Here is a 16,764-nt window from a genome sequence, read left to right as displayed (position 1 = left end):
AAAGGCTGTGGGCGAGCGCGGAGCCGCGCTTGACGGCGAGTCCGCCGCATGCGCATATCGCCGGGGTTAACTGACAGGGACCGGAAGAGAGCATGGCAAGCCGCAAGGCCGCACCCGCAAAGGCCGATTGGCGCACCGTTTTCCGCCAGAGCGTCGCGCGATCGCTCGTGATCGCGGCGGCGGTGGCGCTCGGGCTCTTCACGCTGTTCCTGACGCTCGCGCTGATCACCTACGACAGCACCGACGCCGCGCTCAACACCGCGGCGCACGGCACCGCGGCCAACTGGATGGGCAGCGCGGGCGCCTGGTTCGCCGACCTCGGCCTGTCGATCGGCGGCGTCGGCGTCGCGCTGTTGCTGCCGCTGCTCGGCATCATCGCCTGGCGGCTATGGACCGGCGAAGCGCAGCCCTATTGGCCGCGCCAGCTCGCCTACAGCTTCATCGGCATCCTCTTCGTGGGGCTGGGCGCCGAACTCTGGTCGCCGGCGACCAACGCGCCGCTGCCCGCGGGCTGGGGCGGAATCATCGCGCTGCTGCTCGGCGGCGCGATCGCGCCACTCTTCGCGCAGGCCGGCGAACCCGCCGCGGCGCTGATCCGCTTTGCGACGATCCTGCTGCTCGTCGGGCTGGGGCTGTGGCTCGCGTGGCGCGCGCTCAGGCTCGAAAAGGGCTGGGCATCGCGCTTCCGGCTGCCCGCCGCGACCAGCAGCCGCATCGCCGAGCCCGTCCGCGCGCCGCGCGCCGACGACCGGGTGCCGGGCCCGCTGGAGTCCGCCGTGCGGCCGCGCGCCGTGGCCGAGCCGGTCGACCGCGCCCCCCCCGAAATCGCCGACCCCGCGCAGCGTAGCGCGCCCTCGAAACCCCGGCCCAAGCCGCAGACCGAGCTGTTCACCAATTACCAGCTGCCCTCGATCGACCTGCTCGCCCCCGCGCCCGACCGGCCGGCGGGCCAGATCGACAAGGCGGCGCTCGAACGCAACGCGCGGTTGCTCGAATCGGTGCTCGAGGATTTCCAGGTCAAGGGCGTCGTCACCGCGGTGCGCCCCGGCCCGGTCGTCACCATGTACGAACTCGAACCCGCGCCGGGCACCAAGGCCAGCCGCGTGTCGAACCTCGCCGACGATATCGCGCGCAACATGTCGGCGCTGTCGGCGCGCATCGCGCCGATCCCCGGCCGCACCGTCATCGGCATCGAGCTGCCCAACGCGCAGCGTGAGGCGGTGGTGCTGCACGAGATCATCGGCAGCGCGCTGTTCCAGGACCAGACCGGCGCGCTGCCGATCATCCTCGGCAAGAATATCAGCGGCGACGCGATGATCGCCGACCTCGCGCCGATGCCGCACCTGCTGATCGCGGGCACGACGGGGTCGGGCAAGTCGGTCGGTTTGAACGCGATGATCCTCTCGCTGCTCTATCGCCTTGGTCCCGATCAGGTGAAGATGATCATGATCGACCCCAAGATGCTCGAACTCAGCGTCTATGACGATATTCCGCACCTGCTCGCGCCCGTCGTGACCGAACCCAAGAAGGCGATCCGCGCGCTCAAATGGGCGGTCGAGCAGATGGAGGACCGCTATCGGATGATGTCGTCGCTGTCGGTGCGCAACCTCGCGTCCTACAACGACAAGGTGCGCGGCGCGCTCGCCAAGGGCAAATCGCTCGGACGCCGCGTCCAGACCGGCTACGACCCCGACACCGGCCAGCCGGTCTATGAGGAAGAGACGCTCGACTATCAGCCGCTGCCGCAGATCGTGGTCGTCGTCGACGAACTGGCCGATCTGATGATGACCGCGGGCAAGGAGGTCGAGTTCCTGATCCAGCGGCTCGCCCAAAAGGCGCGCGCGGCGGGCATCCACCTGATCCTCGCGACGCAGCGCCCGTCGGTCGACGTCATCACCGGCGTGATCAAGGCGAACCTCCCGACGCGCATCAGCTTCAACGTCACGTCGAAGATCGACAGCCGCACCATTTTGGGCGAGGCGGGTGCCGAGCAGCTGCTCGGCAAGGGCGACATGCTCTACGTGCCCGGCGGCAAGCAGATCACGCGCATCCACGGCCCCTTCGTCTCCGACGACGAGGTGCGGCTGGTCGCCGAACATTGGAAGGCGCAGGGCCGCCCCGACTATATCGAAAGCGTCACCGAGGATCCCGAGGACGGCGGCTTCGCGATGGAGGGCGCCCCCGCCGGCGGCGACAGCGCCGAGGACCGCATGTACGCCAAGGCCTGCCAGATCGTCGCCGAAAGCCAGAAGGCCTCGACGAGCTGGCTCCAGCGGCAATTGCGCATCGGCTACAACAGCGCCGCGCGCCTGATCGAGCGGATGGAGGAGGAAGGCATCGTCAGCCCGCCGAACCATGTCGGCCGCCGCGACGTGCTCACCGATCAATATGGCCAGCCGCGGTAGGAGCCTTCCCTACCCGTCATCCCGGCGAAGGGTGTTTCGGAGGCACGTGACTCCGAACACGATCTCGCCGGGATGACGGAGAGATGAAGTGTCGGTTCAGACCGAGTTAAACGCCTGACCCTCACGATGCGGGTCCGCAAGCAAGACAGAGAAGCAGATGACCTTCCAGAAAATGATTACTCCCCTCGCCGCCGTCGGCCTCGCGATCGCCTCGCCCGCGATCGCCCAGTCGGCGAACGCGCTGGCGTCGGTGCAGTCGCACCTCAAATCGACCAGTTCGATGACCGCCGACTTCGTGCAGACCGACCGCAACGGCCAGCGCGTGTCGGGCAAGCTGACCCTCAAGCGCCCGGGCAAGATCCGCTTCCAATATCAAAAGGGCGTGCCGCTGCTGATCGTGGGCGACGGCAGCCGGCTGACGATGATCGATTATGAGGTCAATCAGGTGCAGAGCTGGCCGGTGAAGAATTCGCCGCTCGGTGCGCTGCTCGACCCCGACCGCGACCTGTCGAAATATGCCAAGATCCAGCCGACCGGGAACAACGACGTGCTGAGCGTCGAGGTCAAGGATCCGAAGCGCCCCGAATATGGCACGATCACCATGGTGTTCGTTCGCGACGGCGCGGCGCCCGGCGGGCTGCGCCTGCGCGGCTGGGTCGCGCTCGATTCGCAGAACAACCGCACGCGGATCGATCTCAGCAACCAGAAGTTCAACGTCGCGGTCGCCGATTCGGCGTTCCGCTGGACCGATCCCCGCCCGAAGCGGCGCGGCCGCTAACCCTTTTGCCGTCATGGCGCCGGTCCGGTTCACGACCGGCGCCCATTTTTCCAGACCAACCGTCGCCCGCTATCGACGAACTGCAGGACCGGCGGCCGACAGTCCTTTTTGTTCAGCTTGGCGACAGGGAAGAGCCGCTATTCCAACTCTCGAAGGCGCCAACACGGCCCCGGATTTGGGTTTCCCCCTGTTGCCCCACCCGGGTTGCCAGGCACCTTCATTCAAGAGCGTGACGAACGCTGACCTTGAACCCCCGTTCCACCGCCCCTGGGACGGGGGTTTAATTTGTCTGGCGGTCAAGAGCCAGGTAGCCGCTAGGGGGTGGGGAGCGGACATAGCTTCTGTTGCAAGAAATCCGAAATAGTCCGCATCCCCGAGCGAAGACGAGGGGCTCGTTCGAGCAAAGCGAGAACCGCATAGCCACGCTGCCTCGACTTCGCTCGGGGATGCGGGTTCTATAGTTGGCTCGCTATGCTGATTACGGCCACTTCCCGCCGCTCCCACGCATCCCGTCCGCGGCAGCGGCCATTGCGAACGCGAACGCGCGCCGATAGAGCCGAACCATGACTCGTACCAGCATCGCTTCGTGGAACATCAACAGCGTTCGCGCGCGCATCGGCATCGTTGAAAAATTCCTGCGCGAAGAGGCCCCCGACATCCTCTGCCTTCAGGAAACCAAAGTCGAATGCAGCCTGTTCCCGCCCGAGATGTTCCGGCGGCTGGGCTATGAACATATCGTCACCCACGGCCAGCGTATGCACCATGGCGTCGCGATCGTCAGCAAGGTGCCGCTGACCGACGTGCGGAAATATGACTGGCAGGCGAACGGCGAGGCGCGCCACGTCGGGGTGACACTGCCGTCGGGCGTGCGGCTCGACAATGTCTATATTCCCGCGGGCGGCGACATTCCCGACCGCGACCTCAACCCCAAATTCGGACAGAAGCTCGACTTCTTCGGCCGTATGACCGAATGGTCGGGGGCGCTCAATGGCACCCCGACGGTGCTGACGGGCGACTTCAACGTCGCGCCGCTCGAAAGCGATGTCTGGAACCACAAGGCGCTGCTCGACGTCGTCAGCCACACGCCGATCGAGGTCGAAACGCTCGCGCGGTTGCAGGCGGCGTCGAACTGGGTCGACCTCGGGCGCCACTTCATCGAAGCGCCGACGCCGCTCTACACCTGGTGGAGCTACCGCGCGAAGGACTGGGAAGCGTCGAACCGCGGCCGCCGGCTCGACCATATGTGGGTGACCCCCGACCTGACGGCGAACGCGGTATCGCACCGCATCGTCCAGCCGGCGCGCAGCTGGGAGCGGCCGTCGGACCATATTCCGCTGATCACCGAGTTCGACTTTTGAACGATATCGGAGCTCGCCGGGCAGCCCGCGCCATAGACGCGCTGCGGCGCGGCTGGCCGTTCCGCATCGCGGGCGGCGATGGCGCACTCGACCTGCTCGCCGTCGAAAGCGCGCGCGATGGGGCGCTCGCCGACTTCGCCAGCCAGGATGTGCTGCTTTCGGGCGAACGCGCCGTTACGCTCAAGCTCACCAACCAGCGCGCCGCCGCGACACCGGGACCGGTGCGGCTGGCCCATGCGGCCGATACGGTCGCCGCGGCGTTGGCGATTGCCGACCCGGCGCTCGACCTCGCGAATCCGCTTAAAGGGCCCTTCCGCACGGTCTCGACCGGAAGCGAAACCGCTGCCGTGGCCGCGATGACGATCGCCCGTCATGCCGGCCTGCTCCCGGCCTTTTTCGTGCGCGAAGCGACCGGCGATGCGGAGACCGCATGCGGCGTCGACGATGTCGCCGCGCTGCTCGATCCCGCCCGGCTCGAAATCGCGGCGCGCGCGCGGCTGCCCGTCGAGGCGAGCGAGAGCGCCGAGATCGTGGCCTTCCGTTCGCCCGAGGAGGCGTCGGACCATGTCGCACTGGTCATCGGGAAGCGCGATGCGAACCCGCCGGTCGTGCGGCTGCACAGCGAATGCCTGACCGGCGACGTGCTCGGCAGCCTCAAATGCGATTGCGGGCCGCAGCTTCACGCGGCGCTCCACGCGATGGCGGACGCCCCATGGGGGGTTTTGCTCTATTTGAGGCAGGAAGGGCGCGGCATCGGGCTCGTCAACAAGCTGCGCGCCTATGCGCTGCAGGATCAGGGCTATGACACGGTCGACGCGAATTTGCGGCTGGGTTTCCCGGTCGAGGCGCGCGACTTCGCGATCGCCGGGCGGATGCTCGACCTGCTCAACATCCCGCGCATCCGGCTGATGACGAACAATCCCGAAAAAGTGTCGCGGCTCGAGAAGGAAGGCGTCGAGGTCGTCGAACGCATCCCGCTCGCGCTGCCGACGAACAAATATAACGAGCAATATCTCGCGACGAAGCGGGATAGGACCGGGCACCAACTTTAGGCGCCGTGCCCGCTTCGGGACTCGCACGAAGCCACAAGGCCACAAAGACTTCTACAATCCGTTCGCCCTGAGCTTGTCGAAGGGCCGTTCTTTCTTTTGGGCGGCGAAGAAAGGACGGTGCTTCGACAAGCTCAGCACGAACGGGATGAGAGGGATTCTTTGTGGCTTCGTGCCTCCGTGCGAGCCAATTTAATGCACGAACCGCGCCACCACGTCGCGATAGCTGCGGCTGACCTTCACCTGCGCACCCGAACCGAGCACGAGGAAACATTCGCCGTTGGTGTGCGGCTTGACCTGTTTGACCTGGCTCAAATTCACGATCGTCGAGCGGTGGACGCGCTGGAAATTGCGCGGGTCGAGCCGCTTTTCGAGGTCCTTCATCGTCTCGCGCAGGATCAGGCTGTTGTCGGCGGTATAGATGCACATATAGTCGCCCGCGGCGTCGATCCGCTCGATGCTGTCGACGTCGACGCGGAAGATCTGGCCGCGATCCTTGATGTTGATCATCTTTTCATAGCGGTCGGCGGCGTGCGCGTCGGGCTGCGTCTCGGCGTCATAATCCTCGACCGCTTCGGGCGCGACTTCGGCGAGCACATTCTTCAGCCGTTCGACCTCGGCCGCACCGCGCTTTTCGGTGAGCCGCTGGCGGACGCGGTCGAGCGCGTCAGCGAGCCGTTCGGGCTCGACCGGCTTCACCAGATAGTCGACCGCCTGCGCCTCGAAGGCGCGGATCGCATGGTCCGAATAGGCGGTGACGAAGACAACGAGCGGCGGCTCGACCTCCATCAGCCCCTGGATCACCGAAAAGCCGTCGAACCCCGGCATCTGGATGTCGAGGAAGACGAGGTCGGGTTTGTGGGTCTTGATCTTTCTTATGGCCTCGCGGCCGTTCTGTGCGGTGTCGACGATTTCGACATCGCCATGCGCTTCGAGCCTGAGTTGCAGGCCCTGGGTCGCCAATTTTTCATCATCCACCAGGATGGTTCTGATCGTCATGTGCGTTCGGTTCCAATCGTCATTTGCCCGTCGGGCTGGAACGGAAACTCGATCACCACCGTGAATCCGCCATCAGCGCCCATATGGACGTCGAACCTTTGCTGATCGCCGAAAGCCTGCGCCAGCCGGTCCCTGATGTTGGCTAAACCCACACCGGTCGATTCCGTTGCAACGCCAGTGGTGGGGTCGGTGGGGTCGGCTGACAATCCCGCGCCCGTGTCGGACACGGTGATCCGGACATTTTGACCGGCCAGCTGTGCGGAAATCGTGATATCGGCGCCTTCCTCCTGCGGGGTCACCGCATATTTGATCGCGTTTTCGATGAGCGGCTGAAGCAAAAGCGACGGCAAACGCGCGCGCGAAACCGCGGGATCGATCGCGAAATGGGGGCGCAGCCGCTCCTCGAAACGCATCTTCTCGATGTCGAGATAGAGCTTCAGCGTCTCGATCTCCTGCGCCAGCGTCACCTGCGCGGTCGGCTCGTTGGCGAGCGTGTAGCGCAGGAAGGCCGAGAGGCGCGACAGCATCGCATTGGCGGGCTCGGCCTGTTTCAGGAGCACCAGCGTCGAGATGCTGTTCAAGGTGTTGAACAGGAAATGCGGGTTGAGCTGGTAGCGCAGCATCGCGAGCTGCGCCGAGGCCGCCTGCGCCTCGAGCCGCAGCACGCGGTCATTCTGTTCCTCGAGCTGGAGGAAATAGTTGATCGCGAAATAAAGCGCCGACCAGGCCGCGAGCGAGGTCGCGTCGATATACATCGCACCGAGCAATAGGCTGGTGAAGCCCGCCTCGCTCGCCGGGTTCTGGATCTGCGCGACCCACGCGTCGATAAAGGCCCAGAGCGCGGTCGCGACGCCGGCGAGGCCGAAACTGACCCCCCACATCAAAAGCGGGCGGCGGTTGATCAGCGCGCGGTAACAGACCGACAGGATCAGCGTCAGCGAAAAGCCGGTGATCGCCGAAATCGTCTGCGGGATGAAAAAGGTGAAGGCCTGCCCGTTGGCAAGCCCCGACACGCCGCGCAGCCCGAGCCACGCGGCCCAGCCCAATATCTGCAAATTCCAGAAGGCCCGGACCTTGTTGTCGAAGAAGGGCCCGGGCGAAGTCAGGCGAAACAGCGGCATGAGGGTCCGTGCGTTGGCTATGTCAGTGGCCGTGCGCAGGGTCGCGGACGGCAGCGGGGCGCATCATTCGGCCGCGACCGGCGCCGCGGGATTATCGGCGCGCACGCGCGCCTGCCCCAGCGGCTGCAGTTCCGACCGATGCTTCCACAGCAATTCTTTATATCCGATCACTCGCCCGTCGTGCGCGGTCAGCGTGACGGGGCCGATCGGCTGTTCGTCGCGCGCGTCGACGAGCACCGGGGTCGAGGGCACGCCGGCGCCCCATTTTTCGCCCCACTGGCGCAGCGCGATCATCGCGGGGAGCAGTTCGATTCCCTTGTCGGTGAGCTGGTAGCGGACCTTGCGCCGGTCCTCGGCCATCACCTCGCGCGCCATGATGCCATGGTCGACGAGTTTCGACAGCCGGTTCGACAATATGTTGCGCGCGATGTTCAGTTCCTGCTGGAACTCCTCGAAATGATGCACGCCGTTGAACGCCGCGCGCAGGATCATGAACGACCATCGCTCGCCCATCGCCTCGAGCGCGAGCGGCAGGGCGCAATTGTCCCCGTGCAGGTCGTTCAATACTTCGCGTAATTTTCCCATGCCCAATGCCCTAACGTAAAATCTGCCGGCGTGCCAAAAAAATATAGGGCCTCCGTTGCATTTCGCAACTCAAACGCTAGTTGCGATTCGCAACCCTTTTGGGTTGCACAAAACAGGAGGTCCAGATGCCCATTTTCAAACTTTCTCCCCTCTTCGCTTCATTGCCGCTCGCCGGCGCCGCGCTGACCGGCGGCCTCGCGCTTGTTCCGGCTGCAGCGACCGCGGCGGGCGGCGCTTATTATCGCGCCGAGCTCGCGGCCCCCGCGCCCAAGGCCCGTTTCGTCTCGCGCGACGTCGTCTGGGCGTGCAAGGATGCCAGCTGCACCGCGGGCCTGGGGACGAGCCGTCCGCTGATCATGTGCGCCGCGCTCGCCAAGGCTGCCGGCCCGGTCGCGAGTTTCACCGCCGGCGGCAAGGCGCTCGACGCCGACGAACTCGCCCGCTGCAACGGAACGAAATAACCGGACAACCCCGAAAAAGGCCGCAGCCCTCTCGGCGAGGGGCGGCGGCCTTTTCACGTCCGGGTTGGCCGATCAGGCGGCGATGCGGTTGCGCGCGACGACGAGCGACCAGCGCGCGATCGCGGGTAGCCGCGCCGCGACATGCGCCGGATCGGCCCGAAACGCGCGGTGCACCAGGTCGAGCCGCCAGCGATGCTGGCTGCGTAGGGCCAGCCCGAGCAGGATTTCGCTGCGGCTGCGCACGGGCAGCGCGTCGGGCAGCGCGCGTTCGACGATCTCGGCGGTCAGCGCCTGGATATGCTCGGCGCGCTGGCTCGTCAGGCTGCCGCCATGCTTGCGATAAAGGTAGAGGTCCTCGTGCAGCGTGACGAAGGTGAAGCGCCGCGCGGCGCGCAACCAGAAGTCGTAATCCTCGACGCCGAACAGCGCGGTGTCATAGCCGCCGAGCGCCTCGGTCACGCGCGCGCGATAGAGGAAACAGGCGCCGACATTGTTGCCATAGAGCAACCGTTCGACCGGGCCGACGCGCGAGCGGCCGAGTTCGCCCCCCGCATCGTCGATCAGCGTGAAATCGGCGTGAGCGATGTCGGCGCCGGGCTGCGCATCCAGCACGGCGACGAGCCGCGCCAGCATCTGCGGCCGAAGCAGATTGTCGTCCGAGGTCCAGCTGTGCAGTTCGCCGCGCGCCGCGGCAAAGCCGTGATTGAGCGCCGCGGGCAGCCCGGCGTTGGTGTCGAGGCGCAACAGCCGCACGCGCGGGTCGCGCGCCGCGGCCTCCGCCATGATCGCGGGCGAGGCGTCGCGCGACGCATCATCGACGAGGACCAGTTCGAAATCGCCGAAATCCTGCGCCAGCACCGAATCGATCGCCTCGGCGAGCCAGCGCGCACCATTGTGCACGGGCATCACCATCGACACCCGCGGCGGCGCGGTCGAATCGAGAGCATCGGTCCCCATCTCGCGGATTCTCCTACCCGCGACGAACGATGCTTCCAACGGGCTTTACCAAAGTTGCTAACGCATTGGCGCCGGGCGCAATCAAATTTCGCATTGCAATATATGCAACATGGACGACATTGAGTGTGATGCTAAGGCAATATGAACTTGTCGAGCGCGTGCGCGCTTATGATCCCGACGTCGACGAGGCGCTGCTCAACCGCGCCTATGTCTTCACCGTGCAGAAGCATGGCAGCCAGAAACGCGCGTCGGGCGACCCCTATTTCAGCCATCCGGTCGAGGTAGCGGGCATTTTGACCGACCTTCACCTCGACAGCGAGACGATCGTCACCGCGCTGCTTCACGACACGCTCGAGGATACGCTGACGACCCCCGAGGAGATCGAGCGGCTGTTCGGCAGCGACGTCGGCCGGCTCGTCGACGGGGTGACCAAGCTCAGCAAGATCGAGGCGCAGACCGAAAATGAGCGCGCCGCGGAAAATCTGCGCAAATTCCTGCTCGCCATGTCCGACGACATCCGCGTGCTGCTCGTCAAGCTCGCCGACCGGCTGCACAATATGCGCACGCTGCATTTCATCAAGAATCCCGACAAGCGCCGCCGCATCGCCAAGGAGACGATGGACATATACGCCCCGCTCGCCGAGCGGATCGGCATGTATGAATATATGCGCGAGATGCAGCTGCTTGCCTTTCGCGAGCTCGAGCCCGAAGCCTATGCGACGATCACCGGCCGCCTCGCCAAGCTGACCGCGGGGGGCAAGGACAAGGTCGCCGCGATCACCCGCGAGTTCAAGGAGCTGCTCGCCGCCGCGGGGATCGAGGCCGAGGTGTCGGGGCGCGAGAAGCATCCCTATTCGATCTGGCGCAAGATGCAGGAACGCCACGTGAGCTTCGAGCAGGTGACCGACATCATCGCCTTTCGCATCGTCACCCCGACCGACGCCGACTGCTATGCCGCGCTGGGCCTGATCCATCGCAAGTGGAAAATGGTCCCCGGCCGCTTCAAGGATTATATCTCGACCCCGAAGCGCAACGGCTACAAGTCGTTGCACACGACGATCATGCACCAGCAGAATATGCGGATCGAAATCCAGCTCCGCAGCCTCGGCATGCACCAGCAGTCCGAATTCGGGCTCGCCGCGCACTGGGCCTACAAGCAGGGCGGCAGCACCCCCGACGGCCAGGCCGGGTGGATTCGCGACCTCATCGAAATCCTCGAGCAGACGCACGATCCCGAGGAGTTCCTCGAAAACACGCGCATCGCGATGTATCAGGACCGCATCTTCGCCTTCACGCCGAAGGGCAGCCTGCACCAGCTTCCCAAGGGCGCGACCCCGGTCGATTTCGCCTATGCCGTCCACACCGGGCTCGGCGACCGCACGGTGGGGGCAAAGGTCAACGGCCGGCTCGTCCCGCTGCGCACCCAGCTTTCGAATGGCGACACCGTCGAAATCCTGTCGTCGGACAAGCAGACGCCCCAGCCCGCCTGGCTCGGCTTCGCGGTCACCGGCAAGGCGCGCGCGGCGATCCGCCGCCATGTCCGCTCGAAGGAAAAGGTCGAACTCGCCGCATTGGGCCGCACGATGTACGACGAGATCGTAGCGCGGCTGCCGAACAAGGTCGGCGACAAGGCCCGCGCCGCGGCGCGCGAGCGGCTGAAGCTCGACGACGATAGCGCGCTCTATGTCGCGATCGCCAAGCAGCGGCTCACCGACAATGCGGTGCTCGAGGCGCTCGTCCCCGGCATCACCGCCGAGATGAAGACCAAGCCCGGCAAGCTGGTGCAGGGCGCGGCGGTGTCGATCGCGGGCCTCACCCCCGGCGTCGCCTTTCAGCTCGCCGACTGTTGCCACCCGGTGCCCGGCGACCGCATCGTCGGCCTGTCGCGCCCGGGCGAAGGGATCGAGGTGCATGTCATCGACTGCCCGAGCCTCGCCGATGGCGTCGATGCCGACTGGATCGACCTCAGATGGCAGGAGGACAGCGAGGGCGGCAATGCGCGGCTGTGCATCGTCATCCGCAACGAGCCCGGGACGCTCGCCGAAATGTCGGGCATCCTCGCCGCCAATATGGCGAACATCACCAATTTGCGGCTGTCGAACCGCGAGGGCGGCTTTCACACCTATGACGTCGTCGTCGAGGTGCGCGACGTCCAGCATGTGATGCGCATCCTGTCGGCGCTGCGCGCATCGGACAGCGTGGTCCAGGCGGAGCGGCTTTAGGCGGCTGCCTTCGTCGGGTTAGGGGGTGGTTTCCAGTCGTTCGTCATCCCGGACTTGATCCGGGATCCACGACGACGGCGCGGTTATGGATCCCGGATCAAGTCTAACGAGCCACGTGTCTCGTTAGAGGATGACGATGGCAAGATCCTCCCTGTCGCCCTTCGGCTGGCCGGCAGGCCGGCCGCTCAGGATGAACTGCCCTTCGGGCAGCGATGGGAAGGGGGAGAGAGCGGGGTAAAAGCAACGCGCGGGGTGCGTTGCTTCCCGCGAGGCGCCGCAGGCGGTGGTGGAGGGGCCGCGACGGCCGCGCTATGGCCCTCCGTCAGCGCTGCGCGCTGCCACCTCCCCATGGCGGCGCCACAGGGAGGATTAAAGGGCCGCTTCCGGTCGAAACCAGACGGTTTTCCTCAATTCGCATACAGCAGCGGCGGTCGCCACGCGCTTTCGTCGACCTCGTCGCGAACCTTGTACACCGTCCCCTTGCTGTTCAGGAACAGCTTCTCCATCTCGCCGCGCGTGAAGGGGCGTGAGCCGAGGCGGCCGAACACCGCCATCTGCCCGCCCGTTTCGTCGACCGCGCGGTCGCGGTCGAGCCCCTTCGACAGCGCGAGCGCGGGCGACGGGGTCTTTGCCCAGGCGATGAGTTCGGGGGTCGGCCTGGGCGAGAAGCCATAGAGGCCGGGGTTGTCGGGGCTGGTGAGCTGGAGCACCTTGATACCGTTCCGCCCGTCGGCGACATAACCGAACAGCGAGGCGTTGGTCGACGCGACGATCACATCCTCGGCATCGTTGAGCGTACCGCCGAAGGTCAGCCCCGGCCAGACGATCGGCGCCGCGGGGCGCGTCACATCGACGATCACGAGCCCGTCCGCCTTTGCCGCGACATACATATAGGTGCGCGCGATATAGATCTTCCGCGCGTTGGTGAGCCGCACCGTGCCCGACGGCACCGCGACCGGCTGCGCCAGATCGGTGACGTCGAACAGCTTTACCCCCTCGGCGTCGGTGACCCAGAGATAGCGGAACTGCACCGCGCTCGCGCGCGCATCGGTCAGCGGCAGCTGCGCCGTAACCTTCGGCTGGAGCGGCACCGTCAGGTCGAGCGCGACGAGCCCCGCGTCGGTGGTGACATAGGCGATGCTGCCCGCGAGCGTGATGTGCCGCGCCCCCGCGAGCACATTGCCTTCATTCCACGTCAGCGCGCGTTTCAGCTTGTTGTTGCGGAATTCGCCGTCGGCCATCGTGTCGATGTCGACCAGCACCAGCCCCTCGACGCTGTCGGTGATGGCGGCGTAACGATAGATGTCGTGCATCACCTGTTCGTGGTTCTCGGGGAAATTTTTCACGATATTCTCGTTGCGCGACACGCTGATCGGCTGCGTCGTTGCGATCGCCATGCAGGTCGCGTTCTTGGTCTTCACATGCGTATCGTGTCCCATCGGCGAGAAGGGGGCACGGACGATGCGTTCGGAGAAACCCTTGTTGCCGATCGACGCGACGTCATAGACGCGGAAGCCGCCCTTGCCCTCGGCGACATACATATATTCGCCGCGCTGCTGGAGGCAGTTCACCCGGCCGCTCGTGTCCTGCACGATATTGGCGAACTCCTCGAGCGCCTGCGTTTCGCCCGATCCCTTTTTGTCGAAAGTCTTGCCGCGCACCCATTGCTTGAGCTCGCGGCCGTTTTGATCGACGTGAAGCTTCCAATAATCGGGGTAGGAATAGCGGTGGAGATAGCTGCCGATGACCGCCTGCGGCTCGTCCCATTCGGTGACGCGCGTCGCCTGGAAGCCATCCTCCATCCCTGACCAGACGTTGAGGCCGACGAAATTGACGAAATTGGTGCCGAGCAGCAGCAGCTGCGACATGATCGCATTATTGTCGTCGGCGGCGGACAGATGGCAGTCCGAACATTGCTTGGTTTCCGACCGGCGGACCGTGTGCGGGAAATGCGGCGCAAAGGCCTGGCTCGAATAGCCCGCCGACGAGACCGGCGGCTGCTGCACATAGATGCGCTCGCGATTGATGTTCGTCGACGACAGCACCAGCGCCGAGGTCGAGCGGACCGGGGTGATGATGCCGCGCACCTCGCCGTTCGGGCCCGGCTCGCCGGGCTTGGTGAGCTGGTGCCGGCCGAGCTGGAACATTTCGTCGCGCGCCACCTGCGGGTTGTAGGTCGCGAAGTTCCGCGTCTCCTCACCCTCGAAATGGTGCATCTTGGTTTTCCAGTTCGCCTCGATCGGCAAATGGCAGCCGCCGCAGCTCGTCGTCCACGACAGGTGACAGGTGAAGCAGGTCATCTTCTCGTCGCCGTGCGCGCGGTCTTCCTTGGCGACCCCCGGCCCCCACTCGAACTTGCCGTCCTCGCTGCCCGCCCGCGCCATCAGCTTGGCGCGCGCGGCCTTGGCGTTGAAATGCGGTCCCGGGGTCACCGCCTGCTTGACGAGGCTGACCTGCCATTCGAGCTTCGGATCGACGATCGAGCGCTGAATGAGGCCGATCACCTCGGCATCGTCATTATATTGGAATTCGAAGCGTCGGCGCCCGTCGGGGTTGCGGAGCAGCGCGAGGTTGGTCCCCTGCGGCCGCGCGGCAACGTTCGAGGTCAGCAGATTCGGGAACGCATCGGCGGTGCCGTGGCAATCCTTGCAGCCGATCTCGACCGCGTTCGCGACTTCGCCCTGGATATAGCCATTGCCGTGGCTATCCTGCGCGAAGTGGCAGTCGGCGCATTGCATCCCTTTTTCGGCGTGAATGTCCATCATATGGACCGTCTTGCCGGGGTTGAGCCCGGGCGGCACGAACTTGCCCTCGACGCCGGGTTTGCCGGGATCGGCGCTCGACAGGCAAAGATCGCGTTCCTTCAGATCGCTGTAGTGGCTGCAGCTCTTGCGCCACTTTTCGGGGTCCTTCGGGTCGACGATGTTCGCCGTATCGGTGCCGTAAGTCGCCATATTGCCGTCGGCGTTCAGCAGATTGCCGTTCCGGTCGCGCTTGAAGATGCCGCGGAAATTCCAGCCATGGCCGTGATAGTCGGCGAATTGCGTGTCCTTGTTGCTGTCGTTGACGTCATAGACGTCGCGCAGGAATTCGACATCGGCCCACAGTCCGCGTGCCGCCGCCGCCTCGGGATTGCGTTCGAGCACCTGATGCACTTCGGCGGCGGTCGGATAGCGCTGTTGCTTGTATTTCTTCCGATACTCCTCGTCGCTCATCCCCGGCGGGCGCGGCGCCGTGTTTTCGGGGCCCGGCCACATCTGCGGCGCGTCCGATTCATAATCCCACATCGTGTAGCCGAGGTAGGAGTTCAGGAAGATGTTCGGCTGGTGCATGTGGCACGACATGCACTGCGAGGTCGGAATCGCGCGGGTGAAGGCGTGGCTGATCGGATGGCCCGATTCGCCGCGCGCCGGAGATCCGGGGCGCGCCGGGACGTCGGGATCGGCGGGATCGATCAACGAACCATGGCCGCCGACAGCTTCGTGGCCGTCTTCAGTGCCGTGCGCGTCGTCGCCATGCCCGTCGCCATAGCCCGCGGGCTTCCGTTTCTTTTCGGCGATCGTCGGATCGATTGTCGCGGTTTCGCCGTCGCGGCCGAATTTGGCGTAGGTCAGGCTGTGCCGCGGCTCGCGGTCGTTGGCATAGACGACGTGGCAGCCCGAACAGCCCGAATGGCGATAGTCGCCGGGCTGGTCGTTCGTCCCCATGAACCACGACAGCGGATCGTTGAGGCGCGTCTTGTGGATGTTGAGCACGGGGATCGAGACGCGCAGGCCCGTGCCGGGACCGCGGTTCGATTGTTTGAGGTCGGGGCGCCCGGGCTCCTCGAGCCGCTGGATGCTGCCCGTCGGGTTGGGCAGGCCGATTTCGGGGAATTGCGTGTTGATGTTGCGCCCGCCGCGCTCGAAGACGCGGAAGACATCGCCGGGCGGCAGCACGCTCCAGCGCGGCAGCGGATACATTTTCGCGAGCGCGCCGCGCTTTTTCTCTTCGTCGGTCAGTATCTTGTCGAAACCGAAGCCCGGCTTGCACGCTTCCTTATATTCCTCGGCGGTCAGCCGCGAAGAGGGCGAAAGGATGCACGCGGGTTCGCCGGTGCGCGTATAAGCCTCGCCGAACACATAGTTTTTATACGGGACGATGCCATTGTTGTACGCCGCGCCACCCCACAGCATCGCGCCGGTCGACATCATCGAGCGTTCGGTCGCCTCGATCACTTCGAGATGGCACGCACCGCACGCCTCGCGCGCGACGCGATAGTCGCTGGGGTTTACGAAGCGGATGAATTCGGGCGATTCCTTGTTGAGCAAGGTATAGCTCCGCTCGGGATTCGCCGAACTGTCGTGCCACGCGCCGGGCAGCGTCGGCTGCGGGTGCGCGAGCTTCATCACCGCCTTGTTCGTCGGATGCTGGTAGCCAAGGCCGGGTGTCCCGCGCTGGCTGGCGTCGCCGCCGTGGCAGTCGGTGCAGCCGAGCTTCACCGCGGGGGTTGCGTGCATCGACGGCTGGTCGGTGCGCGTGTGGCACGAATAGCAGCCGTTCGATTTCGTCGCGACCTCGGCGTCGCCCTGCTCGCGCGGCGCGGGCGGGGTGAAGCGATATTCGACCTTGACCGGCTTTTCCTCCTCGGCCGCACGGCTGACCTGTGCGCCGATTGCCAGCGACGTCAGAATGAAGGCGAAGAGAAGGAGAAGTCGGCCTCCCACCCCGTATCCCCGAGCGAAGACGAGGGGCCAGGCCGAGCGAAGTCGAGGCCAGCTTCCTGGAGGATTCTCGCTTCGCTCGAATGGGCCCCTCGTCTTCGTTCGGGGATACGGGAAGGGTGATAG

At 65.4% G+C, this 16,764-nt stretch carries 11 protein-coding genes; 6 read left to right on the top strand and 5 right to left on the bottom strand.

Annotated elements, in window-relative coordinates:
- Nucleotides 1-92 precede the first annotated feature (92 nt).
- The 4 genes from FG95_RS00725 to ribA all read left to right on the top strand — a co-directional run bounded on the left by FG95_RS00725 (nucleotide 93) and on the right by ribA (nucleotide 5,593).
- Nucleotides 93-2,405, top strand: coding sequence for an FtsK/SpoIIIE family DNA translocase (locus FG95_RS00725; protein ID WP_037553265.1), 2,313 nt, complete (start codon nucleotides 93-95; stop codon nucleotides 2,403-2,405).
- Between the two features lie 157 nt (nucleotides 2,406-2,562).
- Nucleotides 2,563-3,183 carry a LolA family protein gene (locus FG95_RS00720; RefSeq protein WP_037553263.1) on the top strand — a complete coding sequence of 207 codons (621 nt, stop codon included), beginning with the start codon at nucleotides 2,563-2,565 and terminating at the stop codon, nucleotides 3,181-3,183.
- Between the two features lie 563 nt (nucleotides 3,184-3,746).
- Entirely contained in the window at nucleotides 3,747-4,541 is a 795-nt protein-coding gene (locus tag FG95_RS00715) for an exodeoxyribonuclease III (RefSeq protein ID WP_037553262.1), read from the top strand.
- Nucleotides 4,542-4,546: 5 nt separating this feature from the next.
- A complete protein-coding gene (gene ribA, locus FG95_RS00710) occupies nucleotides 4,547-5,593 on the top strand; it encodes a GTP cyclohydrolase II (protein ID WP_037553391.1) in 1,047 nt (348 codons plus the stop codon).
- A 189-nt stretch (nucleotides 5,594-5,782) separates the two neighbouring features.
- Here ribA and FG95_RS00705 read toward each other — a convergent pair whose 3' ends face one another.
- The 3 genes from FG95_RS00705 to FG95_RS00695 form a co-directional block, all read right to left on the bottom strand.
- On the bottom strand, nucleotides 5,783-6,589 hold the full coding sequence (locus tag FG95_RS00705; protein WP_037553260.1) for a LytR/AlgR family response regulator transcription factor: 807 nt from the start codon (nucleotides 6,587-6,589) through the stop codon (nucleotides 5,783-5,785).
- Nucleotides 6,586-7,710 (bottom strand): sensor histidine kinase, encoded by a 1,125-nt coding sequence (locus FG95_RS00700; protein WP_037553259.1) that lies wholly within the window; start codon nucleotides 7,708-7,710, stop codon nucleotides 6,586-6,588. Before FG95_RS00700 ends, FG95_RS00705 begins: the two co-directional genes overlap by 4 nt.
- 63 nt (nucleotides 7,711-7,773) lie before the next feature.
- Nucleotides 7,774-8,295, bottom strand: a complete 522-nt coding sequence (locus FG95_RS00695; protein WP_037553258.1) for a winged helix-turn-helix transcriptional regulator — start codon at nucleotides 8,293-8,295, stop codon at nucleotides 7,774-7,776.
- Between the two features lie 125 nt (nucleotides 8,296-8,420).
- On the opposite strand from FG95_RS00695, the gene FG95_RS00690 reads away from it, so the two are divergent.
- Entirely contained in the window at nucleotides 8,421-8,756 is a 336-nt protein-coding gene (locus tag FG95_RS00690; protein WP_052181950.1) for a CC_3452 family protein, read from the top strand.
- Nucleotides 8,757-8,828: 72 nt separating this feature from the next.
- Here the strand turns inward: FG95_RS00690 and FG95_RS00685 are convergent, their stop codons facing one another.
- Nucleotides 8,829-9,713 (bottom strand): glycosyltransferase family 2 protein, encoded by an 885-nt coding sequence (locus tag FG95_RS00685; RefSeq protein WP_052181949.1) that lies wholly within the window; start codon nucleotides 9,711-9,713, stop codon nucleotides 8,829-8,831.
- A 128-nt stretch (nucleotides 9,714-9,841) separates the two neighbouring features.
- Between FG95_RS00685 and FG95_RS00680 the strand changes: the two genes are divergently transcribed.
- Nucleotides 9,842-11,935, top strand: a complete 2,094-nt coding sequence (locus FG95_RS00680) for a RelA/SpoT family protein (RefSeq protein WP_037553257.1) — start codon at nucleotides 9,842-9,844, stop codon at nucleotides 11,933-11,935.
- A 407-nt stretch (nucleotides 11,936-12,342) separates the two neighbouring features.
- Here the strand turns inward: FG95_RS00680 and FG95_RS00675 are convergent, their stop codons facing one another.
- The gene (locus FG95_RS00675; RefSeq protein WP_037553256.1) at nucleotides 12,343-16,641 is read right to left on the bottom strand and encodes an LVIVD; all 4,299 of its coding nucleotides are present in this window, start codon (nucleotides 16,639-16,641) and stop codon (nucleotides 12,343-12,345) included.
- Nucleotides 16,642-16,764: the final 123 nt, after the last annotated feature.

It is taken from the genome of Sphingopyxis sp. LC363 (genome assembly GCF_000756385.1).
Lineage (GTDB): Bacteria > Pseudomonadota > Alphaproteobacteria > Sphingomonadales > Sphingomonadaceae > Sphingopyxis.
This window is presented reverse-complemented; position numbering and strand designations above follow the sequence as displayed.